General features: G+C 72.1%; 13 protein-coding genes and 1 riboswitch. Of the genes, 7 read left to right on the forward strand and 6 right to left on the reverse strand.

Annotated features, from left to right (window positions below; translation table 11 throughout):
* Positions 1-31: 31 nt before the first annotated feature.
* From HMPREF3165_RS10065 to HMPREF3165_RS10075, 3 genes are all read right to left on the reverse strand, one after another.
* The gene (locus HMPREF3165_RS10065) at positions 32-634 is read right to left on the reverse strand and encodes an NYN domain-containing protein (RefSeq protein ID WP_070513088.1); all 603 of its coding nucleotides are present in this window, start codon (positions 632-634) and stop codon (positions 32-34) included.
* A 415-nt stretch (positions 635-1,049) separates the two neighbouring features.
* Positions 1,050-1,898, reverse strand: a complete 849-nt coding sequence (locus tag HMPREF3165_RS10070) for a PspA/IM30 family protein (RefSeq protein ID WP_083303285.1) — start codon at positions 1,896-1,898, stop codon at positions 1,050-1,052.
* A gap of 219 nt (positions 1,899-2,117) precedes the next feature.
* Positions 2,118-4,304 (reverse strand): TPM domain-containing protein, encoded by a 2,187-nt coding sequence (locus HMPREF3165_RS10075; RefSeq protein ID WP_070513091.1) that lies wholly within the window; start codon positions 4,302-4,304, stop codon positions 2,118-2,120.
* A gap of 112 nt (positions 4,305-4,416) precedes the next feature.
* Between HMPREF3165_RS10075 and HMPREF3165_RS10080 the strand changes: the two genes are divergently transcribed.
* Positions 4,417-5,325, forward strand: coding sequence for a type 1 glutamine amidotransferase (locus HMPREF3165_RS10080; protein ID WP_070513094.1), 909 nt, complete (start codon positions 4,417-4,419; stop codon positions 5,323-5,325).
* A gap of 82 nt (positions 5,326-5,407) precedes the next feature.
* Here HMPREF3165_RS10080 and HMPREF3165_RS10085 read toward each other — a convergent pair whose 3' ends face one another.
* Positions 5,408-7,102 carry a DNA repair helicase XPB gene (locus HMPREF3165_RS10085; protein ID WP_070513097.1) on the reverse strand — a complete coding sequence of 565 codons (1,695 nt, stop codon included), beginning with the start codon at positions 7,100-7,102 and terminating at the stop codon, positions 5,408-5,410.
* 483 nt (positions 7,103-7,585) lie between these two features.
* On the opposite strand from HMPREF3165_RS10085, the gene HMPREF3165_RS10090 reads away from it, so the two are divergent.
* The 3 genes from HMPREF3165_RS10090 to HMPREF3165_RS10100 all read left to right on the forward strand — a co-directional run bounded on the left by HMPREF3165_RS10090 (position 7,586) and on the right by HMPREF3165_RS10100 (position 12,425).
* Positions 7,586-7,885 carry a hypothetical protein gene (locus tag HMPREF3165_RS10090; RefSeq protein WP_070513100.1) on the forward strand — a complete coding sequence of 100 codons (300 nt, stop codon included), beginning with the start codon at positions 7,586-7,588 and terminating at the stop codon, positions 7,883-7,885.
* Positions 7,886-7,983: 98 nt separating this feature from the next.
* Positions 7,984-10,575: a helicase-associated domain-containing protein gene (locus HMPREF3165_RS10095; RefSeq protein WP_256275267.1), complete on the forward strand. Its 2,592-nt coding sequence runs from the start codon at positions 7,984-7,986 to the stop codon at positions 10,573-10,575.
* Between the two features lie 152 nt (positions 10,576-10,727).
* Positions 10,728-12,425 (forward strand): DUF3027 domain-containing protein, encoded by a 1,698-nt coding sequence (locus HMPREF3165_RS10100; RefSeq protein ID WP_070513102.1) that lies wholly within the window; start codon positions 10,728-10,730, stop codon positions 12,423-12,425.
* A gap of 24 nt (positions 12,426-12,449) precedes the next feature.
* Here HMPREF3165_RS10100 and HMPREF3165_RS10105 read toward each other — a convergent pair whose 3' ends face one another.
* A complete protein-coding gene (locus HMPREF3165_RS10105) occupies positions 12,450-13,286 on the reverse strand; it encodes a uracil-DNA glycosylase (protein ID WP_070513106.1) in 837 nt (278 codons plus the stop codon).
* Positions 13,287-13,353: 67 nt separating this feature from the next.
* Positions 13,354-18,342: a DEAD/DEAH box helicase gene (locus HMPREF3165_RS10110; RefSeq protein WP_256275268.1), complete on the reverse strand. Its 4,989-nt coding sequence runs from the start codon at positions 18,340-18,342 to the stop codon at positions 13,354-13,356.
* 127 nt (positions 18,343-18,469) lie between these two features.
* Here HMPREF3165_RS10110 and HMPREF3165_RS10115 point away from each other — a divergent pair, with 127 nt between their 5' ends.
* The 3 genes from HMPREF3165_RS10115 (at position 18,470) to HMPREF3165_RS10125 (ending at position 22,325) form a co-directional block, all read left to right on the forward strand.
* Positions 18,470-19,960 (forward strand): NCS2 family permease, encoded by a 1,491-nt coding sequence (locus HMPREF3165_RS10115; RefSeq protein WP_141745048.1) that lies wholly within the window; start codon positions 18,470-18,472, stop codon positions 19,958-19,960.
* Positions 19,961-20,046: 86 nt separating this feature from the next.
* Positions 20,047-21,390 carry an MFS transporter gene (locus tag HMPREF3165_RS10120; protein ID WP_176747047.1) on the forward strand — a complete coding sequence of 448 codons (1,344 nt, stop codon included), beginning with the start codon at positions 20,047-20,049 and terminating at the stop codon, positions 21,388-21,390.
* A gap of 263 nt (positions 21,391-21,653) precedes the next feature.
* Positions 21,654-22,325: a metal-dependent transcriptional regulator gene (locus tag HMPREF3165_RS10125; RefSeq protein WP_003788968.1), complete on the forward strand. Its 672-nt coding sequence runs from the start codon at positions 21,654-21,656 to the stop codon at positions 22,323-22,325.
* A 449-nt stretch (positions 22,326-22,774) separates the two neighbouring features.
* A riboswitch (cyclic di-AMP (ydaO/yuaA leader) is annotated at positions 22,775-22,937 on the forward strand.
* The last annotated feature ends 1 nt before the right edge of the window (position 22,938 follow it).

Genomic DNA, 22,938 nt, shown 5'->3' on the forward strand with positions numbered 1-22,938 from the left:
CGGCGACACCTGTCGCCGCCCCGCCGTCGGGTCAGAGGAAGGCGAGAGGGTCGAAGTCCTCCAGCGGGATGATGCACACGCGCGGCAGCGGGATGGTGAAGGCCTTGACGTCACTCTCCAGGTCGTAGATCGTCAGGCCGTCGCCCTCCAGGGCGGCCAGCTGGGCGTTGAGGAACTCGCGGAAGCACAGGATCCCCACCGTGGCGCCGGCCTGCAGGAGCCGCTCGATGTGGGGGATGTAGTCGCCGTCGTGGCTGCCCAGCAGGACGTGGGCGTCCTGACCGGACTCGACCCGCTCGGCCAGCGCCTCCAGGGTGCGCTGAATACCGATGTCGACGACCTTTTCGTCATTGCTTCCGGACCCGGCCAGCGGCACGGGGCGGTAGTCCATGGCCAGCAGGGCCTGGATGAAGCTCATGGGCATATGGCCGCTGGTGGCGTTGAGGAAGAACAGGGCGCGGGCCTCGTCCCCCTCACCCTCGGCGGCGTCGGCGGAGGACAGTTCATCGCAGTATGCGAGGACCCGGTCCCAACGGGGCCGCTCCTCAGGTTCGGGACGCCGCCCCAGCACGCTCATGCCGAGAGTGGCGTCAATGTTCTCGCCATCGACGAGAAGATAAGTCGGTACGCTCATGGGGCTCATGCTACCGGTCATGGCGTCCAGTAGCCTCCGACGACGCTCGATGACACCGCACCGATACCGGTCTCCTGATGCCCGTGACACCGATGGGTGCGGTCTGCGTGGTCGGGGACAAAACTCTCCCGGTGGGGGCGTTCGACGCCGTCGGGTGCGGTCTGCGCGGTCGGGGACAAAGCTCGCCCGGTGGGGGCGTTCGACGCCGTCGGGTGCGGAATTCCTGTCCCCGCAGGCGTGAGATGTCCCCGGCCGGAGTGGAGTGTCCCCGGGCGCGTGAGATGTCCCCGGCCCGGATTGGTCGACGTCGAGGTGCACGAAGCCGCCCGGCACTCATTGGGATGATGAGCACCGGGCGGCTTGCGGGGCTGAGGCGCCTGGGTGGCGCGGCGAGGTCAGCTCAGCTCAGATCAAATCAGTAGGAGGAGGTCTCCTCGCCGGCCGGCTGACCCTGGTTCTTCAGGGCCGCGAAGGCGGCGTTGATCGCGTCGTCGTCACCGTCGGTGATCTGGGCGGGGGCCTGCTGCTGGGCACCCGGAAGGGCCGGGTTCTGCCCGGACTTCAGGGCCGCCAGACGGGCCTCGGCCTCCAGGCTGGTGCCGGAGGCCTCGAGCTCGGCGAACTGGGACTCCAGGGAGGAACCGGCCAGCTCCATCTGCCCGGAGGCCTGGGCCTCGACCCGACGCACCTGGTCCTCGTAGCGGGACAGCTCGCTGGTGGGGTCCAGGACGTTGATGGAGCGGATGGCGCCCTGCACCTTGACCTGGGCCTCGGCGGTCTTTTGACGAGCGATGAGCTGGTCGCGCTTGGAGCGCAGCTCGCCGAGCTTGACCTCCATCTGCTGCAGGCCGGTCTTGAGCTGCTCGACGACCTGACGCTGGGAGGCGATCATCGGCTCGGCGGCCTTGGCCTCGTTCTCCGCCGTGATCTGCTTGGTCAGCGCGATCTTGGCCAGCGAGTCCCACTTGTCCGCGCCGGCCGTGTCACCGCCGGAGCGCAGCTGGTCGGCCTTGCGGGAGGCGGCCAGGGCCTTGTTGCCCCAGTCCTTGGCCTCGGCGACGTCGGCGTCGTGGTCCTTCTCGGCCAGACGCAGGTTGCCGATCGTCTGGGCGACGGCGTCACGGGCCTCGGCGATGGACGCCGTGTAGTCCCGCACCAGCTGGTTGAGCATCTTCTCCGGGTCCTCGGCGCGGTCCAGGAGCGCGTTGATGTTGGCGCGGGTGAGCTGGGCGATGCGCCCCAGGATCGACTGCTTCTCAGCCATGGTTGTTCGTCCTTCCGTCGAGCTGCGACGTCGGTGTGGGCAGGTATGGGCAGGTATGGACCCGGCGCTCGCCGGGTGGTCGCCAGGTGGTGGCCGGTGGGCCAGGCGGATCAGGCGTCATGATCGCAGGTCCCGGCACTCGGCGTCATGCGGGCGGGGGTCGCATCGCTCAGGGCATGACTGGAGTGCGACCGGGGCCGGACGCCGGCAGGATGCGGCTCAGAAGTCGCCGCCGCCGTCGAAGAAGCCGCCGCCTCCACCCGAGAAGTCCCCACCGCCGGAGAAGAAGCCGCCGCCTCCGCCCCAGTCGCTGTCGTGGTGGTGGGAGCTCCAGCCGCCGTAGTTGTGGCCGCCGCCCAGCAGCAGCCCGCCCAGCAGGAGCGAGCCCAGGTCGAGCCCGCCGCCTGAGCGGCCGTAATCGCGGGAGTAGGAGTAGCGCTCACCGGAGTTCGGGCTCCACGAGCTCGACGATCCGCGCACGTCGGCCTCGGCCAGGGCCTGGGCCTGGGCCACGAGCGGCTCGGCCGCCGCGACCTCCGCCAGGGCGGCCACCGGGTCAGTGGTCTGGACGGTGGTGGCGGCCGTGGCGTGACGGGCGGCCTCACTGAGTGCGGTGCGCGCCGAGGGGCCCACCGCCCCGCGATAGGTGGTGATGTAGGAGGTCACGGACTCCACCTGGGAGTTGAGGCGGGCCAGGCGCGAGCCCAGGGAGGCCCGGGCGCGCGAGTCGTTCTCCTCGCGCTCGCGGGCCGGGGCCAGGGCGGCGTCGATGGCGGCCTCGGCCCGGGCCAGGTGGTCCAGGGCGGCCAGGGGGTCGCCGCTCGGGTTGGCGCCACTGGCCTGACGGCCCTCGGCGACGGCGGCCTCGGCGTCGGCCACGAGCGGGGCCAGGGTCGCCGCCGGCACCGCGCCCTCCAGGCGCTTGGCGTCCACCAGGTCCGAGGAGATCGAGGCGATGGCCGCCTCCAGGTCCTTCGCCGCGCTCTGAAGGCGCTCGCGGGCCCCGGTGACCTGCGCGGCCAGTTGACCGGCCTGGGCGATGGAGCCCTGGGCGATGCGGACCTGCTCGACCGCCGTCGCCTCCTGGGAGGCCTCGACGCTGGCGCGGGCCTGGTCCAGGGCGGTGCGCCCGGCGGCCAGCAGGCGGCGGGCCTGTTCGGGGGCCTGGGCCACACTGGTCAGGGAGGAGGCCGGGTAGGCGGCGCTGAGCGTCACCAGAATCGTCTCGGCCATGACGATGGCCTGCTCGGTCTCATCGGCGCGCTGGGCGGTCTCGGCGATCGACGTCGGCAGGTTCGCCTCGATGCCGCGCCGCTTGTTGAAGGCCTCCTCCTGAGCGCGGATCTCACCGACCGCCTCCGAGCAGTGCTGGAGGATCTCGGTGTACATCTGGCGCTGCTGCGGCTCGGTCTCGGGGATGTCGTCGTCGAGGATCTTGCGCAGCTCGAAGCACCGCGACAGGTGCTTGCGGGCGCTGTCCAGGGCGGCGGTGAAGGCGTCCGTGGCGGACAGGCCGAACTGCGCCTGCGCGTAGGACAGCTCCTCGGCGGCGGCGCGCACCGTGTCATCGGCCTGGACCAGGGCGCTGCCGGCCTGGGTGCGCAGCTGCTCCACCGTCATCGCCGCGGGGCCTGCGGGCTGGTTGCCGGGGGCGCCGCCCTGATTCCTGCGCTTGCCGAACAGCATGTCGTCGTTCTCCTTGTTCTTCCTGCGCTTGTACACCGTCCAGGCGGCGGCCCCGCCGGCCGCGACCGCGCCCCCGCCCAGCAGGAGCGGAAGCGCCGAGGAGCCTGAGTCACCCGAGCTGCCCGAGCCCGATGAGCCGGACATGTTCTCCGGGATGGCGGCCACGGCGTCGTCGTAGTTGCCTGCGCTGAGCTGCTTCTTGATGGCCGAGTCGATCCGCTTGTAGTCGGACTCGGAGAACTTCGAGGAGTTGTCGTGCGCCTGTAGCTTGTAGCTCTTCGAGGCCGAGCCGTCGGAGGGGATGTTGATGACCAGGAGCATGTCGTCGCGTCCCAGCTTCGTGTCCTTGAAGGCCTGCGCGGCGATGGCGGAGGCCTTCTGACTGGAGTCGGAGACGGTCAGCACCCACAGGCCCACGCCGTGCTTGGAGGACATGGTGTCCACGGCCTGCTGGGCCTTGGAGGCATCCAGGATCCCGAGCTCATCGGTGACGTGCTCGGTCAGGGTGGTCGACGCCGCCGGGAGGGCCCGGGGCACGCCCGCCGAGGCGGCCGAGGTCTGCGCGGAGGAGGCCAGGGCCAGGGATGCGGAGCCGGGCGTCGTCGGAGCGGCTGCGGCGCCGGCAGAGAGCCCCAGCAGCCCCAGGGCGGCCGCCGTCGCGACGCCGGAAAGGGCCATCTGGTGCCAAGGACGAGGGAGTGGGGGCTGCTGGTTCTTCATCCGGGCCATCGTCCCCGCCGGGTCAGGGTGTGAGCAAGTCGTTTCGCCTCAGGCGGCACGCCTGCGCCTGTCACCGAGCGCAGGCAACCGAACCGGCGGCAGAATGTCGTCCATGACTGACACGCTCACGATCACCGTCATCGAGCCGGAGGAGCTCGCGCCCGTGGGGCGTCTGGGGGAGTGGCTCTTCGCCGAGGGCGCCTCCCTGCGCATGGTGCGCCCCTGGCGGGGCGAGCCCATCCCTTCCCTGGACGAGATCGGCGACGGCCTCGTCGTGCTGGGCGGCTCCATGAGCGCCCACGATGAGGGCGAGCACCCCTGGCTGGCAGACCTGCGTGAGCTGCTGCGCGGCGTCGTCGCCGACGACGTCCCCGCCATCGCCATCTGCTTGGGCGCCCAGGTGGCCGCCGAGGCCCTCGGGGGCTCCACGGCCGTGCCGGCGCTGGGCAACGACGAGGTCGGCGTCGTCGAGCTGACCATCACGGCCGCCGGCGAGAGCGACCCCGTCTTCGGGGCCGTCGCCGCCGAGGCCATCCGCGCCGCCCACCGCGCCGGAATCTCCACCTCCGACGGCACCCGCCTGCCCGTCATCGTCTCCCACCACGACGCCGTCACCCACCTGCCCGAGGCCGCCACCCTGCTGGCCTCCTCCGACCGCTCCCCGGTCCACACCTGGCGGGCCGGGCGACTCCTGGCCTTCCAGCACCACCCCGAGTCCGACCCGGCGCGCGTGGCCTACTGGCGCACCCGCGACGCCCTCAACGACCTGGCCGGGACCATGGACGCGGCCTCGCTCAAGGCTGCCCGCGATGCCCTGGAGGTGGCCGCCGGCCGGAGCGCCGCGCCGGGCGCCGCCGGAACCCACGGGGCCACGGCCGCCGACCTGCCCGAGGCGGCCGCCAGCGCCGGGGCCGCCACCCGTGAGGAGGCCGAGAGGGTCGATCCCGTCATCCAGGCCTTCGGCCGCAGCCTGGCCCGCGTCCTCGTGCGCAACGTGCGCGCCCGCCGTCTGGCGCGCTGACCGGGCTGCCGGATCTCACTGGCCCGGCCTGTCCGGCTGGGCGGGTTCGTCCGGCTGCGTCTCGTGCGCCGTCGGGCCGGCCTCAGCTGTTCTCGGTGAGGTCCTCGGCGTCGATGATGGCGTAGGTGTAGCCCTGCTCGGCCAGGAAGCGCTGCCGGTGGGCGGCGTACTCCTGATCGGCGGTGTCGCGGGCGACGACCGTGTAGAAGTGGGCCTGGCGGCCGTCCTCCTTGGGGCGCACGATTCGTCCGAGCCGCTGGGCCTCCTCCTGGCGTGAGCCGAAGGAGCCCGAGACCTGGATCGCGACGCTCGCCCCGGGCAGGTCGATGGAGAAGTTCGCGACCTTGGAGACCACGAGCGTGCGGATCTCTCCGCAGCGGAAGGCGTCGTAGAGGCGCTGGCGCTCGCGCACCGTCGTCGCCCCGGTGATGACGGGGGCGTCCAGGTGCTCGGCGATCTCGGTGAGCTGGTCCACGTACTGGCCGATGACCAGGGCCGACTCGCCCTCGTGGCGGGCCAGGAGGGCCTCGATGATCGGCAGCTTGCGCGGTGAGCAGGCGGCCAGGCGGTAGCGCTCCTCGGGCTCGGCGGTCGCATAGGCCATGCGCTCACCGGCGTCGAGGGTCAGGCGCACCTCGGTGCAGATCGCCGGGGCGATCCAACCCTGGTTCTCCAGATCCTTCCAAGGGGCGTCGTAGCGCTTGGGGCCGATGAGGCTGAAGACCTCGTCCTCGCGGCCGTCCTCGCGCACGAGGGTCGCCGTCAGGCCCAGGCGGCGGCGCGCCTGCAGGTCCGCGGTCATGCGGAAGATCGGGGCTGGCAGGAGATGGACCTCGTCATAGACGATGAGCCCCCAGTCATGGGAGTCCAGCAGGTCCAGGTGCGGGTAGACGCCCTTGCGGCGAGTGGTGAGCACCTGGTAAGTGGCGATCGTGACGGGGCGGACCTCCTTGCGCGAGCCGGAGTACTCGCCGATCTCCTCCTCGGTCAGGGTGGTGAAGCGGATGAGCTCCTCCTTCCACTGACGCGCCGAGACCGCGTTGGTGACCAGGATGAGCGTCGTCGTCGAGCTCTTGGCCATGGAGGCCGCGCCCACGAGGGTCTTGCCGGCCCCGCACGGTAGGACGACCACACCCGAGCCTCCCGCCCAGAAGCTCTCCACCGCCTCGCACTGGTAGGGGCGCAGCTGGAAGGTGTCGGGGGAGTCGGTCAGGGTGATGGGGTGGGCCTCGCCGTCGACGTAGCCGGCCAGGTCCTCGGCCGGCCAGCCCAGCTTGATGAGCACCTGCTTGAGGTGACCGCGCTCGGAGGGGTGGACGACGACGTCGGCCTCCCCGAGCCGGGTCCCCAGCAGGCCCTTGGTGCGCTTGGAGCGCATGACCTCCTCCAGGACCGGCACGTCGGTGGCGTGCAGGACCAGGCCGTGGGCGGGGTCGGTGAGGAGCTGGAGGCGGCCGTAGCGGCTCATCGTCTCGGCGATCTCGGTGAGCAGGGCGTGCGGCACCGGGAAACGCGAGTAGGTGATGAGGGTGTGGACGACCGTCTCCGCGTCCAGGCCCGCGGCGCGCGCGTTCCACAGGGCCAGCGGCGTGATCCGGTAGGTGTGGATGTGCTCGGGGGCGCGCTCCAGCTCGGCGAAGGCGGCGATGGCGCGGCGGGCCTGCCCGGCCTGGGGGTGGGCGACCTCCAGGAGGACGGACTTGTCAGACTGGACGATGAGCGGGCCGTCGGGGGCCGACGGCGCCGGGGACGCAGGATCGCTGGGCGTAGCGGACATGGGCGGGAGTATCCCAAGCCGGGGCAGCGCGCCGCCGTGACGGAGGAGACGTTCCTCTTCCAGCGGGAGGGGCGGTCCTGCAGGCATCGTGCCCGGGTGCGCGTGGCTGACAGTGCTACCGACAGTGACGTCACGTCAACATTCAGCTCATCCGCGCGTGCCGGATGGCCCGGATCCTGAGCTGCCGCGGTGGCGTGCGAGCCGTGGGGTGCGGGCCCGAGCCCCGGACGCGGGTCGGGAGGCGCGACAAGGGACCAGGAAGGGGGACATCTGCGGGGTCGTGTCCAAATCGGTGACAAAGGCGCGAGACGGACTTCAGCCTGCGAAAGAAAACCGCATGATTCTGCGGTTCGTGTTGCTGGCCTCAGGGGTGGTGCGGTCCCTTTGTATCCGATGTGGACATCGATGCCCTCCCCGAGGCCCGGCCGAGTCTCCTTCCATAGGATGAGGTATCCAATCAGGTGGTCTGTTTAGGGTGGTGGTATGAAACATGAACTCAATCAGACTGGAGGCGACCACGAGGACTCCTGCGCCGGTCAGCGCGGTCGCAGGGCTGGCTGGTCGGAGGCCATCGAGGAGGCATTCAAGCCGGCTCAGGGGCCGGCGACGCCGTGGTTCTGGCCCATGGTCTACGGCACCATGCTGGGAGTCGCGATGGGGGTGGCGGCACCCGGTCCCTGGTTCTTGTGGCTGCCGGTGGGGTGGGCGATGGGCTTGGCCCTTGGAACCGCCTTCAAGACGAGTGAGGACTCGGAGTCCTCCGAGGGGACGGAGGACGAGTAGCCGGCACTGCTCGTTGGCACCGATCTCCGCTTATAGGCCCGGCTCTTCACCCCGCCCCACTCTGTCCGTGACTGGGGTGGGGGCGTATTTTGGTGCGGATGAGCCCTTCCGCCTCCACCCAGGACCTCGCCGTGCACCTGACGGCGCTGCCGGACCGCGAGGTCGCCGCCTTGCTGGTGGCGCGCCCGGACCTGGCCGCGCCGCCGTCCTCCTCCTTCCTGGCGCTGGCGACCCGCGCGGGGGCCCCGGGCAGCATCGAGCACGCCCTGGCCGGGCTGGATGCGCCGACGCTGGCCGTGGCCGAGGCAGTGGTGGCTCTCAGCCGGCCCGATGAGTCGCGCCGGGCGGGCGGGGCCGGGCCGAGCAAAGTCACCGAGGGCATCGAGGCAGCCGGGGATGGACTCGCCGAGGTGGCCGAGAACGGGCAGGATGGCGGGGCCGGTGGAGAACCTGCCGGTGGTGAGCCGGCCGATGACGAGACTGTCGGCCATCCCGCCGGCAATCCGGCCAACCCGGACCACACTGACCTGGCCGGGTTGGTCGCCGCCCACCTGCCGCTGCCCGCCGAGCAGGTCATCGAGGCGCTGGGGCACCTGCGCCGGTTGGCGCTCGTCATCGAGGGCAGGCCCGTGGCCGCACTCGAGACCGCCTTCGGACCGCACCCCTTCGGCCTGGGGCCCTGGGCCGCCGAGCCCCTGAGCATCGAGCAGCTGCCACCCACCCTGGAGGAGCTGAGCGAGCACTCGGCCAGTGGAGCCGGCGGCAAGCCGGTCGTCCCGGCGGCCTCCGTGGAGATGCTGCATGCCCTCGCCTGGGGTCCGCCCGCCGGCACCCTGCGCGCCGGCGGCACCGCACCGGGCGCGGCTCCGCTCATCGAACGCGGCTGGCTGGAGCGCAGCAGCGATGCCCACGGGCGCACCCGCTTCATCCTGCCGCGCCAGGTCGCCCTCGCCCTGCGCGGCGGCCGCCTGACTCGCGAGCCCCTGACTGCCCCCGAGGCCGGCGACCTGGAGACGGTGGGCGCCGACGTCGTCGCCTCCGAGGCCTCCTTCCACGCCGAGGAGGCCGTCCGGCTCGTGGCCGCCCTCCTGGAGGAGTGGGGCCGCGAGGGCGGCACGATCCGCCGCACCGGCGGAGTGAGCGCGCGCGCCCTGGCCCGCACCGCCGACGCGCTCGACCTGGAGGCCGATGTCGCCGCCCGCATCATCGAGATGGCCGCGGCCGCCGGGCTCCTGGGGCTCGACGACGACGGCACCGCCTGGGTGCCCTCCTCCCAGGCCGCCGGATGGCTCACCGACAGCCTCCCGCAGCGCTGGGCGCCGCTCGCCCTGGCCTGGTCGGGCAGCGCCCGCACCCCCTGGCTGACGGGCACCCGCGATGACGACGGCACCTTGCGCGCCGTCCTCAGCCCAGACTTGGAGGCCGGGTGGGCGGCGCGACTGCGCGCCCGGGTGCTCGCCCTCCTGGGTGACCTCCCGCCAGGCGCCAGCGCGACCCCCGCCTTCGTGCGGGCGGCCCTGACCTGGCAGAGCCCCCGGCGCCTCATTCCCGGTGGGGCCATCTCCGCGGTCCTGGCCGAGGCCGAGACCCTCGGGATCACCGGCGGCGGGGCGCTGACCGAGGCCGGCGGGATCCTCGCCCGACGTGCTGCGGCGAGCCTCGACGAGCGGGACCCCGGACTCAGCGGCAGGCCCGGTGGCCCCACCGACCCCGGAGACGCAGGCCGCGCCGAGGAGGCGGGCGGCGAGGCATACGCCGAGCCGCTGTCGGACGACCAGGCCCTCCCCGCCCTGGAGGCGGCGCTGGCCGCGGACCTGCCGGCCGCCGTCGAGATGATCCTCGTCCAGTCCGATCTCACCGCCATCGTGCCGGGCCGCCCTGCCCCCGAGCTGGCCGCGCTGCTGGAACGTACGAGCGTCGTCGAGTCGCGCGGCGGAGCGCTCACGGTGCGCTTCACGCCCGAGTCGGTGCGCGGCGCGCTCGACGTCGGCTACCGGGCCGAGGAGATCACCCAGGAGATCGGCCGTTACAGTCCCACGCCCCTGCCGGACTCGCTGAGCGTGCTCATCCAGGACGCCGCCCGCCACCACGGGGCGGTGCGCGTGCGGGCCGTGTCTGCGCTGCTGCGGATCGGCGACGAGGCCACGGCCGCCGGGCTCCTGGCCGAGCCGCGCCTGCGGGACCTCGGCCTGGACCAGGTGGCTCCGGGGATCCTCGTGGCCACGGCCAGCGCTGGGCAGGTGCTGCGCGAGCTGCGTGCCACCGGGCTGGCGCCGGTGACCGAGGACGCCAGCGGCCACCTGGTGGTCGGGCCGGTCACCGCGCAGCAGGCCCGCCGGGCCCCTGAGCCGACGCGCCCCGGCAGCGAGCACTCGGTGCGACGGCGTCGGCCCGGGAGACGTGAGCTGACGACCCTCGTGGGGCGGCTGCGCGTGGGGCAGGAGGCGCTGCAGGCCGCCGGGGAGACGGCTGTGGCCACCGACCCGGTGCACGCCCTGGCGGTGCTGCGCCAGGCCCAGTCCTCGCGCTCGCGGCTGCGGCTGAGCCTGGCCGGCCCCGACGGCGCCGTGCAGGAGCGGCAGGTGCGGGTCATGGCCGTCGAGCCTGGGCGGGTGCGCCTGCGCGACGTCGTGCGCGAGACCGAGCTGACCGTGGCCGTCCACCGCATCGTCTCGGTCGAGGCGAACTGACGGTTCTCTCACTCACCGACAAAATCTTCACAATCGACGCGTATCCGTGTCGATTATGAAGATTCGGTCGAAGTGTGGGCGGGCGGGGTGGTGTGCCCAGGCCAACCCGCGCGGGCCGGGGCAGTTCCAGGAGCCTCCCCTACACTGGCCGAGTGACCGACACGATCGACCCTCACACCGACGCCTCAGGCGAGCCCGCAACCGGGACCGACTCGGGTTCACCGGCGGGCGCCGCCACCGGGGTGCGTACCTCCACGGCGACCCTGGAGCGCCCGGCCCTGGCACCGAGTGCGGCCTCGCCCTCTCCGAGGCCTGCCGCCGTGCCGCGCGCCGGCGCCCTGCCGACCCCGGCCGAGCAGGCCCTGGCCGCCAAGGACAAGACCCTCACCTCCCCGGCGGCCATCGAGCTGGCCCGCCACGCGCTGGAGGAGGTCACCGACCCCATCACCGTCGGCGAGTACGTGGCCGCCGCGCCCGACGCCGAGCGCCTCGTCACCCACCTGTTCGACTGCACCCTGAGCGGCTACCGTGGCTGGCGCTGGGCGGTCACCCTCAGTCGCGTCCCGCGCAGCCGTACCGCCACCGTTTGCGAGGTGGAGCTCCTCCCCGGAGAGGAGGCCCTCCTCGCACCCGCCTGGGTCCCGTGGGCCGAGCGCCTCGAACCCGGTGACATCACCCGCTCCGACCGCCTGCCCCGCAAGGAGACCGACGAGCGCCTCGAGCCCGGGTGGGAGGCCACTGGTGAGGACGCCGACGCCGTCGCCCTGGACGAGCTCGACCTGGGCCGTCCCCGAGTCCTGAGCGCCCAGGGCGTCGCCAGTGCCGCCGAGCGCTGGTACGGCGGCGACCACGGCCCCGACGCCGAGGGTGTCCGCAAGGCCCACGCCACCTGCTCCACCTGCGGCTTCTTCGTGCCGATGGCCGGGGCCCTGCGCGCCATCTTCGGCGTGTGCGCCAACGAGTGGGCCGCCGACGACGGCAGCGTCGTCTCCCTGGACCACGGCTGCGGCGCCCACTCCGAGACCGATCTGCCCGACCAGGGTCCGGAGTGGCCCATCAACCCCTCGCGGGTCGACGACCACCTCATGGTGCCGCTGAGCACCAATGGGCTCGACCTGCGTGAGGGCCGCAGTATCGCCGAGCTCGCCGCCGAGCGGGGCGACGACGTCGACGCCGAGCCGGGTGGTGCCCGCGCCGAGGACTCGGCCGACACGGCCGGTCAGGGAGCCGGTGCGGAGTCGCCTGCTCAGGATGCCGACGCCTCGGCCGACGCTGCGAAGACCACCACTGACTCCGACGCCCAGGAGGCTCAAGCCGAGGACGGCGCCGCCGGCACGGATGCCGCCGTGCCCGCGGCCGAGGAGCAGACGGAGGAGCCCGGGACGAAGACCACCAAGAAGTCCGCCGCGTCCGAGCAGAAGCCCGCCGCGAAGCGTTCCCGCCGCGCGGCCACCTCGACGCGCCGCCGTCGCACGGCCGACTCTCCCGAGGAAGCCTCCGAGGAACGCAGCAGCCGCCTGGTGGGGCTCGACCTGGGAGAACTCGAGCGGGCGACCGCCGCGGCGTCGGCCTCCTCAGCCCCCGATGCTGCGAGCGCCGCCGAGTCTCTTGAGGCAACAGCGGATCGGCCTTCACCGGCCCCCGCCGGAGCCGAGTCCAGTGACACGCCCAGCGAGCGGGCCGCCTCGGCCCGCGCAGCCGTCGCCGATCTGTCCCTGGCCCTCGGGATCGACATGCCCCGGGACGACGCGGCCACCGACGACACTGAGAACGCCGAGTCCGACGCCCCCGCGGAGCGGTCGCCGCGGACCCTCGCCGAGCTCGAGGCCATCCTGCCCAACCGTTCCTGATTGCGCGTCAGCCGCAGTTCGTCATCATGTCTCAGCGAGGCGCTTGGCGGCCTCCAGCACGTCATCGAGCATCGCCTCGGTGAGCCGACCGGTGAAGGTGTTCTGCTGGCTGGGGTGGTAGCTGCCGAGCAGTGTCACCGCCCTGCCATCGGGCGTCGTCAGTTTTGCCGTCGCCCCGTGGCCGAAGCGCGGCTGGGGGCGGGGGAGAGTCCACCCCGCCTCCCGGGTGACCCGCAGCACCGCGCCCCATCCGATCCCACCCAGCGCCAGCAGCACCCTGATCTCAGGCATGAGGGCGATCTCGCGGGCGAGCCACGGCGCGCAGGTGGCCCGCTCGACGGTCGTCGGCTTGTTGGCCGGCGGGGCGCAGCGCACGGCAGCGCCCATGCGCGCCCCGGTGAGCCGCTGCCCGTCACCTGCCGCGGTCGAGGTGGGGGACGCAGCCAGGCCCGCCCGGTGGAAGGCCGCCCACAACCAGTCCCCGGAGCGGTCCCCGGTGAACATCCGGCCGGTGCGGTTCGCCCCATTGGCCGCGGGCGCCAGCCCGACGACGTAGATGCGGGCATCCTCCGACCCGACACTCGCCACCGGTCGCCCCCAGTACGGCTCGTGGGCGAAGGAGGCGCGACGGCCGGTCCGGGCCACCTCCTCACGCCAGGCCACGAGCCGGTCGCAGGCACGGCACACCGTGATCCGGGCATCGAGCGCGGACAGTTCCGACGATGCACCGGCCAGGCGCGCCACGTCGGCGGCCGAGCGGGCTACGGGTGTTGCGGCAGTAGCGGGGTCATCGGGCCATCCGGTCCCGGGAGGGACCGGGGAGTCGAAGAACGCTCTGGTGATGGGGTGCGGATCGGCCATGTCCTCATTGTGAGCGCGTCGAGCGCACCGTGGGCCGGCTTCCGTCACCGGTGAGGAGCCGGCCCACTCATCGCCAGGTGGCCCCGGAGGGGCCGCCGGCGAGCCGCATCCCCCTGGGGTCGCGCACGAAACCGGCCTCACGCAGGAGGTCGCTCACGGCCGGCGCCAGCGCGGTGACCCCGTTGAGGGACTCCACCACCGTGCGGCGCCTGACCGCCGCTGCCCCCTGGCGCGCGAACGTCGCCTGCCTGTCGGCCGCCAGCGCGGTCAGGGCGCGTTCCAGCTCCTCGTGCGCGGACGTGTAGGAGATGAGGACCTTGAGGTTCTCTGAGGCGTAGAGCACCGGGGCGCCACCCAGCACGACGACGCTTGCCCCCTGGCGCCGGACCGGCGGGCCGCTCGTCTCCTCACCGTGGCCCCCGGCCGACTCGCCGAGGCCAGCAGGTAGCACCGGCTCGGGCCACGGCACCCCGCGCCCGACGAGACAGGCCGGGTCCTTGAGATCGAGCACGACCGGTGTCTCCGCCGCGCCGGCGGGGCCGGGGGTGAGGGACCGCAGCCGCTCGACGCTCTCCCGCTCGGCGAACTGCGCCGGCCCCAAGCCTTCAATGAAACTGCCACGCAGAACCACCCCGGTCTCCTCCATGCGCCGCAGCACCGGCATGAGCGGCCCGAGCCCTCCCGCGCCGCCGAAGGTCAGGGCGAGGTCGCGGGAGACGACCCCGTAGCGGTCCAGCAGTGACTCCACCTCCGCGATCGCCCGCTCCTCATCGCCCGCCGAGGCGGAAGACAGCCTCACCCAGGAGGTGGAGGCCACCACGGAGGACAACCGCCCGGCCACCGTCACCTCCCCGGCGCGCGGCATCCCCATCATGAGGCGACGGCCCCGGCGGCTGCGCACCCGCCGTGAGGGCGGGGCAGTGCGCGTCCCGGCCGCGGGCACCAGCACCCGGCGCACCGGTTCGAAGGAGCGGCCCGTGGCGGCCCCCTCACGAACCAGCCTCCAGAGCTCCTCCTCAGTGACTCCCGTCTCCCGGCCCGCCGCTGCCTCCGGCTCACCCAGCGCGATCGCCTCCCCGGCGATCGGCGCCAGGGCGGAGTCGGTGGGGAAGAAGGCGATCTCGCCCGGCGCGGGGACGTCCTCGGCCCCGCTCCTTACCCGGGCCGCACCGGACCGGGACGCGGCGTCGCCGACGGGCCGCGCCTGCCAGACGACCTCCCCGGTGGCGATGAGTTCATCGAGCATGGCCGGCCGGTAGTCGGCCACGCGCGCGGGCAGCACCACCGACTCCCACAGACCGGCCGGCAGCCACACACCCTCCAACGCCGCCAGGGCCTCCGCCAGGGCATCGACGCCGCCGCCCGGGTCATCCAGGCCCGCCCGCTCCAGCACGAGACGCTGGAGAGCCGAGGGTGGCACTGGTGCGACGGCGGCCCGCGCCCGGTCCAGGGAGCGGTGGCGCACCCGGGTCAGGACCGCCGGCTCCATCCATCCCGCCGCACCCAGGTCCACGAGGGAACCATCCCCGGCCAGCTCGGCCAGGGCTCCCTCCGCCACCGCCGGCCCCAGCCCAAAGGCCTGCGCCACGCGCTGCGGTGTCACGGTCGTGTGGGTGCGTGCGTAGCGCAGAAGCAGGTCGTTCAGCGGCGAGCGGGCCGCCGCCCTCCGCTTGACCGCGCCACCGGCCCCGGCCTGCTCCAGCGCCCAGTCGGGGACCTCTGCTCCCAGGGCCCGCTGCAGATCCGGGACGTCCTCGACCCGGGCCCACAGCTTCCGCCCGCCGACCCGCACCGCGGCGGCTCGGCGAGTCCCGGCCAGCTCGGCAAGCGCCCGCCCGACCGTCTGCTCGACCTTGCGCTTGTCCCCACGTTCGACGTCGTCGCCGTCGCCTTGCCCGTCCTCCCCCGGCTCCTGCCCGCCGACGTCGGTGCACCGCGCAGCCAGCTCGGCCGCGCTCAACGGGCCCAGCTCACGCAGAAGATCGGCGATCCCCTCGGCGTCGGCGCGCACCCGCCTGCCGGGGGCCAGGTGCTGGAGCTCGGCCTCCACCTGAGCCAGGACCTCGTCGTCGAGCAGCTCCGCGACGCCACCGTCGCCCAGCAGGGCGTCGAGTGCCTTGGGGTCCAGGGAGAGCAACTGGGCCCGGCGCTCGGCGTGGGGCAGATCCTCCTGGTAGATCAGGGTGCTCGCGTACCCGAACAGCAGCGGGTGGGCGAAGGGCGACGGCTCACTGGTGACGGCCTCGACGACGCGCACCCGGCCGGAGATGAGGCGCTCCATGAGGTCGGTGAGCGCGGGCAGGTCGTAGTACTGCTGGAGGCACTCGCGCGCCGCCTCCACGCTGACGGGGAAGTCCCGGAACTGGCGGGAGGCCTCGAGTAGCTGTCCGGCCTTGACCCGCTGCAGCCACAACGGCGTGCGGCGCCCCGGGCGGGCGGCGGGCATGAGGAGGGCTCGGGCGGCGCACTCGCGGAACCGGGCCGCGAACAGTGCCGTCGTCTCGATCCGGCTGCGTACCAGGGAGGAGATCTCCGCGGCGTCGAAGGTGATGAGCCCGGCCCCCGGGAGACCGCCCTCAACCGGTGGGATCTGCAGGACGATGCCGTCGTCGGCCACGATGGTCTGCGGGCGCACCCCCAGCAGCTGGTGCACCCGCTCCCGGATCGCCATCGCCCAGGGCTCGTGGACGCACCGACCCAGCGTGCTGTGGACGATGATCCGCCAGCTGCCGGACTCGTCCTCATAGCGCTCCAGGACCAGGGTCTCATCCGTCGGCAGGGCGCCGGTGGCTCGGTACTGCTCGCGCAGCAGCGCCAGCAGGTTGCTGCGGGCATGAGCGTCCAGCCCCGCCTCCGTGAGCCGCTGCCGCAGTGCCCGCTCGCCCTCCGACTCCCCGGCTCCCGCCTCCGACGGCAAGGAGTTCTGCGCCTCACGCAGGAAGACGCCCTTGGCGAGCCCGGTGGCCGCAGGCCTGCCCAGCCCCTCGCCCTTCCAGAACGGCAGGCGGGCGCTGCGCCCCTCGGCCGGGTCGACGACGACACGGTCCCCCGTGATCTGGCGGATCCGCCAGCTCGACGTCCCCAGCGTGATGATGTCGCCCGGGCTGGACTCGTGCACCATCTCCTCGTCGAGCTCCCCGACCCGCCGCCGCCCGGCATCCTGCGCCCCCTCGGGCAGGACGACGGGGAACATGCCCCGGTCCGGGATCGTTCCTGAGGAGGCCACCGCCAGCCGCTGCGTGCTGGGGCGGGTACTGAGTTCACCGGTGGCGCGGTCCCACACGATCCGCGGCGAGAAGTCCGCCAGATCCGCCGAGGCGAAGCCGCCGGCCAGCAGCTCCAGGACCGAGTCGAAGGCCGGGCGCGGCAGCGAGGCGTAGGGGGCCGCCCGCCTGACGGTGGTGAACCAGGCCTCGGCCGTCAGCCCCTCCGCCACACTCACCGCGGCGACCGTCTGCTGGGCCAGCACGTCCAGTGCGTTGGAAACCAGCTCGGTGCGCTCGATCGCCCCGGCACGCATCCCCTCGGCGGCGACGACGGCGTCCACCAGGTGAGTGCGCTCCACGGGGTAGATGACGCCGCGCGGCCTCCCGCCCACCCGGTGGTCGGCGCGTCCCACCCGCTGCAGGCCCGCCGCGACCGACGGGGGCGGCGCCACCTGGAGCACGAGGTCGACCGAGCCGATGTCGATGCCGAGCTCGAGGGAGGCCGTGGCCACCACGCACCTCAGCTCGCCCGCGGCCAGCTCCCGCTCCACGCCCAGACGCTGCTCCTTGGAGACCGACCCGTGGTGTGCCTTGGCGAGCACCGGGGCGCCCGCCGCCAGGGGCTCGGTGTGCGAACCGGTTCCCATCTCCCAGGACTCCCGGTGAACCGGCGCCTGCGGCGCCGGCGCCACCGCCCCGAGACGCGCGGCATAGGCCTCGTTGAGGTGCGCGGTGAGCCGCTCGCAGGCGCCCCGGGAGTTGACGAAGACCAGCGTCGTGCGGTGAGCCAGGACCTGGTCGAGGATCGCGTTCTCAAGGTGCGGCCAGATCGAGGCCGACACCCGGGCGGACACCCCCGCACCGGGCCCGTCAGCCCGCCCCGCTGCCATGGCCCGGACCAGCGCCTTATCGGAGCGCCAGGCCTGCGAGGACCCCGATCGCCCGAGCCCGGAGGGCCGGGAGCCGCGGCCGCCGCCCGCGCTCGTGGGGGCTGCCAGGGCCCGCTCCATCCGGGTGCGCCGGTCCGAGATCGCCGGAATGCGGGCCATGTTCTCCACCGGCACGGACACTGTGACCTCCGGTGTCGCCCGGCCGTCGTCGGAGATGATCGTCACCGGGTGCGGCCCGCCGAGGAAGCGGGCGACCTCCTCCGACGGCGAGACGGTGGCGGACAGGCCGATGCGCTGCGCCGGCCGCCCCAGGAGGTCATCGAGGCGCTCCAGGGACACGGCCAGGTGCGTGCCGCGCTTGGAACCAGCGAAGGAGTGGATCTCGTCGACGATGACCGTCTCCACCGTCCGCAGCGTCTCCCGCACGGCGCTGGTGAGCATGAGATAGAGCGACTCCGGCGTTGTGATGAGGATGCTGGGCGGGTGGTTGCGCAGCCGACGACGCTCCCGCGCGGGCGTGTCCCCCGAGCGCACCCCCACCGAGATCGGGCGGGTGGGGCCGACGGCGCGGATTCCCGCCAGCGGCCGGCGCAGGTTGCGCTCCACGTCCGCTCCCAGCGCCTTGAGCGGGGAGATGTAGAGGACCCTCACGCCGTCGGCCTCAGCCCGGGCACCCCCTCCTGCCGCCTCGGCCCCCTGTTCCTCCGCGGCCGGCTCCCGCCCCAGGCGGTCGATGGCGGACAGGAAGGACGCGAGCGTCTTGCCCGAGCCGGTAGGGGCGATGACCAGGGCGTTCTCACCCCGGCCGATCGTGGCCCAAGCTCGCTCCTGCACCGAGGTGGGGCCGGTGGGGAAGGCGTCGAGGAACCAGGTGCGGGTGGCCGAGGAGAATCCCTCCCAGCCCGGCTCGTGCGGACCCGCGGCGGCGGCCGGGTCCCCTGCTGCCTCGGTCACGGCCATCACCTCCTCCCGTCTGGTCTCACCGACCATCCTTCCACGAGGTTGTGACAGTAATTCCGGGGTCTAAGCGATGGGGCGAGTGCCGGCGGGAGCGGTGACGGCAGCGCTCAGTTTCGCTCAGCGCGTGATGATCTGGAAGAATGCCGCCGTGAGCACACGTACCTCGACGAAGTCCTCATCTTCGTCCTCGCCCAGTCAGGTCTCTCGACTGGATCGGTTCTTCCACATCACTGAACGCGGTTCGAGCATCTCCCGAGAAATCCGTGGCGGCATCGTCACCTTCTTCTCGATGAGCTACATCCTCGTCCTCAACCCCGCGATCCTGTCCAAGGCGAGCCCCCCGGGAACCGAGGCACAGCTCGCCGCCGGCACCGCCTTCGTCGCCGCGGTCATGACGATCCTCATGGGCGTCGTCGCCAACTACCCGATGGCCCTGGCCGCGGGCCTGGGGATCAACGCGATGGTCGCCTACACCCTCGTGGGCACCCAGGGCATGACCTACGCCGACGCCATGGGCCTCATCGTCATCGAGGGCATCATCATCCTCGTCCTCGTGCTCACCGGTTTCCGGGAGGCCGTCTTCAAGGCCGTCCCCGACCAGCTCAAGACCGCGATCTCCGTGGGCATCGGCCTGTTCATCGCGCTCATCGGCCTGGTGGACGCCAAGATGGTGCGCCGCGGCGGCACCCCCCTGGAGCTGGGCCTGGGCGGCTCCCTCCAGGGCTGGCCGGTCCTCGTCTTCCTCTTCGGGCTCTTCCTCATGGTGGTGCTCCACGTGCGCAAGGTCCGCGGCGCCATCCTCATCGGCATCGCCTCGGCCACGGTCCTGGCCATCATCATCGACGCCGTCACCCACCTGGGTCCCTACAACGACGAGACGATGCCCGGTCCCGACAACCTCACCGGCTGGTCCCTGTCCGAGCCGCGCCTGGACGGCTTCCCGGTGGACCTGCCGAGCCTGTCGACGCTGGGCCACTTCAGTCTGCTGGGCAGTGTGCACAAGGTCGGGATCGTCTCGGTGATCCTCCTGGTCTTCTCCCTGCTGCTGGCCGACTTCTTCGACACGATGGGCACCATGGTCGCCATCGGTGCCGAGGGCGACCTGCTCGACGAGCACGGCAACCCGCCCAAGACGCGCGAGATCCTCGTCGTCGACTCCCTGGCCGCCATCGCTGGTGGTGTCGGGGGCGTCTCCTCCAACACCTCCTACGTGGAGTCCGCCGCGGGCGTGGGGGAGGGGGCCCGCACGGGCCTGGCCTCCGTGGTCACCGGCTGCATGTTCGCCCTGTCCATGTTCTTCGCGCCGCTGGTCAAGATGGTCCCCTACGAGGCGGCCACCCCGGCGCTCGTCGTGGTCGGTTTCCTCATGATGATGCAGGTGACCGATATCGACTGGAAGTCCCCGGAGATCGCCCTGCCGGCCTTCCTGACCATCATCATGATGCCCTTCTCCTACTCGATCACCAACGGGATCGGGGCCGGCTTCGTGTCCTACCTGGTCATCGAGGTGGCGCAGGGCCGGGCGCGGAGGATCCACCCGCTCATGTGGGTGGCCTGCGCGATGTTCGTCGTCTACTTCACCCTCGCACCCATTAAGGCGATCCTCGGCGTCTCCTGAGGAAGGGCCGGACGGCGCGTGGGCGGCGCCGTCCGGCACCGCACGGGCGCTCCTTGCCCCGCCCCACGTCGTCACCACGTCAGGACATGACCCGCATGACCTCACCGCGCCGCCCCGGCGGTGGCATCTTCGCCTCCTTGAGATTCCACAACTACCGGATCTGGTTCCTGTCCGCCCTCGTGGCCAACACCGGGACCTGGATGCAGCGTGTGGCTCAGGACTGGTTGGTGCTGCGCGTCCTCACTGACGACTCCGCCTCCGCCACCGGTCTGACCACGGCCCTGCAGTTCCTCCCCATGCTGCTGCTGTCCGCCCATGCGGGCCTCGTCGCCGACCGGGTCGACCAGCGAAGGTTCCTCATCCTCACCCAGAGCGCCATGGGCCTGGTCTCCGCGGTCCTCGCCGTTGACGTCCTGGCCGGCACCGCCCACCTGTGGCACGTCTACCTGGCCGCCTTCCTCACGGGCGTCGCCGCCGCCTACGACGCCCCCGCCCGCCAGACCTTCGTGGCCCGGATGGTGCCCGCCGAGCACCTGTCCAACGCCGTGGGCCTCAACTCGGCCTCCTTCAACGCCGCCCGCCTCCTGGGGCCGGCCCTCGCCGGCGTCGTCATCACCTGGGTCGGCGCCGGCTGGGTCTTCGCCGTCAACGCCGCCACCTTCGTCTTCCCGGCCGTGGCGCTGGTCGCCATGCGCGTGAGCGAGCTGGTGGACATGCCCCGTGCCCGCCGCGCCGCCGGCCAGCTCCGCGAGGGCCTGACCTACCTGCGCGGCCGTACGGATCTCGTCGTCATCATCGCCGTCGTCGCCGTTGTCTCCATGCTCACCCTCAACTTCCAGGTCACCATGGCCGCGATGGTGCGCACCGTCTTCCACCTGGAGTCCGACGCCTACGGCACCGTCTCCTCAGTCTTCGCCGTCGGCTCCCTCTCCGGTGCCCTGTGGGCGGCCCGACGTCGCAACCCCCGCCCCCGCACCGTCGTGCTGGCGGCCCTCGCCCTAGGGGTGTTCACCCTCCTGCTGGCCGTCATGCCCACCTACCCGACCTTCATGGTCATGACGATCCCGGTGGGTCTGTGCGTCCTGACCCTCTTGACCAGCGCCAACCAGACCGTGCAAATGACCACCGAGCCCTCCATGCGCGGGCGGGTCCTGAGCATCTACATGATGTTCTTCCTGGGGTCGACGCCGCTCGGTTCCCCGCTCATCGGCTGGGTCGCCGACACCTGGGGGCCGCGCATGGCGATCGCGGTCGGTGGTCTGAGCGCCGTCCTCACCGCGCTGGTCGCCGCCGCCTGGAGCTACAGGCACTGGAACCTGTCCCTGCACTACTCCTCCCCCCGCCCCTACCTCCGGGCCGCGCCTAAGTCGCCGACACCACCGAAGCCGCCGCAGTCCCCGCAGCAGACCCATGCCGACGACGCCGATTAGCGCCGACCGACACCCACCGGACGCCGCATCACACCGCACGACCGGACCGCACCGGGTACCGAACGAGTAATACGTACGCTACCCGTGGCGCATCTCCCCGGCACTGGGGAGTCCTCCCCAGCCGAGGATCGGCGCGCTTTCAGACGGTACTGGCCCGCGTCACAGGATGCCGCCTATCCTGGCGAGGAACGCGGTTCGGTGAGCGAGCCCTTCCGAAGGCATCGAATGTCCGCGGTAACCCACCTCAAGCAGGAGCCCACCCCATGACCGAGCTGATCGACACCACCGAGATGTACCTCAAGACCGTCTATGAGCTTGAGGAGGACGGCGTTCCCCCGCTGCGTGCCCGCATCGTCGAGCGTCTCGACCACTCGGGCCCCACGGTCTCCCAGACGGTGGCGCGCATGGAGCGTGACGGCCTCATCAAGGTCGCCGAGGACCGCTCCCTGGAGCTCACCGATGAGGGCCGCAGGCGTGCCACCGACGTGATCCGCAAGCACCGGCTCGCTGAAAGACTGCTGCTGGACGTCATCGGCATCGAGCGCCGATTCGTCCACGACGAGGCCTGCCGCTGGGAGCACGTCATGAGCGAGCAGGTCGAGGAGCGCCTCGCCGACATTCTCGACGACGTCTCCACCGACCCCTTCGGCAACCCCGTCCCGCCGCGGACCGCGGAGCACCCGCGACCCTCCGCCGATGAGGTCAGTGTGGACCGCTTCGCCGGACGCGACACCGTCACGGCCGTCATCAGCCGCATCGGGGAGCCGATCCAGGCCGACGCGGAGCTCCTCGCCGGCCTCGAGGACGCGCAGATCGTCGCCGGGGCCGAGGTGGAGCTGCGTGTCAGTGCCGGCGGAGTGCGCCTCGTCGGGTCCTCCGGTGATCCCGTCGTCCTGGCCGACGACGTTGCCCGCCACCTCTTCGTGCGGCGCTGAGCGCCGACGCTCGACCTGCCTGTCAGCCCCCTCAAGGAACCCTGAAAACACCCTGTGCAGGCAGGGGGTTCAAGGGTGTTATCTGTCTCAGGAAGTGAGATGCGTGGGGTCCGCCTCGGTGACGGTGTGACGGCCGTCCAAACTCCCTCGCTGTGGGGTCCCATAGTTGCTGGGACAGAGGGCCTATGTTGAGGTTCCGTCGAGGTCCATGCAATTTTTCCGCGTCATCTCGCGCTTTTCCGGTTCTTGTTGCGAGCGCGCCGATGGACTGAGGTCCCTGGGGCAATATGGATAAAAGCGAGAAGTGCTTCATAGTGCTTCGGCTCACAAGAGTGTGCGACAACTGGCCGTGACGAAGCGTGGGTCTGTCATGTAGCGTTCAGGTCGTTGCCGCAGACAACCGTCTCGGTGATGTCTCGGATCGGGGCTTAGTCCTGCCGCTCGGTCTGAGGCTCGTGGAACCAACAACTCAAGTGGCAGGAACGGGGGAACCAACTACCGGTCGCCCAGGCGAACAGCCGAAGCGGCCTTGGGGTGAAGCCCGCATCTGCGGGCCGGGCGTCTCCAGTCCGAACCCGACAGCTCACCTCGTCGGCTCAACAGGAGAAAGCAT

It is taken from the genome of Actinomyces sp. HMSC08A09, from assembly GCF_001807465.1.
Lineage (GTDB): Bacteria > Actinomycetota > Actinomycetes > Actinomycetales > Actinomycetaceae > Actinomyces > Actinomyces oris.

Bases quoted from the DNA above. Each gene is read 5' to 3' on its own strand.
- HMPREF3165_RS10065 (WP_070513088.1), bottom strand. From the start codon at position 634: ATGAGCGTACCGACTTATCTTCTCGTCGATGGCGAGAACATTGACGCC.
- HMPREF3165_RS10070 (WP_083303285.1), bottom strand. From the start codon at position 1,898: ATGGCTGAGAAGCAGTCGATCCTGGGGCGCATCGCCCAGCTCACCCGC.
- HMPREF3165_RS10075 (WP_070513091.1), bottom strand. From the start codon at position 4,304: ATGAAGAACCAGCAGCCCCCACTCCCTCGTCCTTGGCACCAGATGGCC.
- HMPREF3165_RS10080 (WP_070513094.1), top strand. From the start codon at position 4,417: ATGACTGACACGCTCACGATCACCGTCATCGAGCCGGAGGAGCTCGCG.
- HMPREF3165_RS10085 (WP_070513097.1), bottom strand. From the start codon at position 7,102: ATGTCCGCTACGCCCAGCGATCCTGCGTCCCCGGCGCCGTCGGCCCCC.
- HMPREF3165_RS10090 (WP_070513100.1), top strand. From the start codon at position 7,586: ATGAAACATGAACTCAATCAGACTGGAGGCGACCACGAGGACTCCTGC.
- HMPREF3165_RS10095 (WP_256275267.1), top strand. From the start codon at position 7,984: ATGAGCCCTTCCGCCTCCACCCAGGACCTCGCCGTGCACCTGACGGCG.
- HMPREF3165_RS10105 (WP_070513106.1), bottom strand. From the start codon at position 13,286: ATGGCCGATCCGCACCCCATCACCAGAGCGTTCTTCGACTCCCCGGTC.
- HMPREF3165_RS10110 (WP_256275268.1), bottom strand. From the start codon at position 18,342: ATGGCCGTGACCGAGGCAGCAGGGGACCCGGCCGCCGCCGCGGGTCCG.
- HMPREF3165_RS10115 (WP_141745048.1), top strand. From the start codon at position 18,470: ATGATCTGGAAGAATGCCGCCGTGAGCACACGTACCTCGACGAAGTCC.
- HMPREF3165_RS10120 (WP_176747047.1), top strand. From the start codon at position 20,047: ATGACCCGCATGACCTCACCGCGCCGCCCCGGCGGTGGCATCTTCGCC.
- HMPREF3165_RS10125 (WP_003788968.1), top strand. From the start codon at position 21,654: ATGACCGAGCTGATCGACACCACCGAGATGTACCTCAAGACCGTCTAT.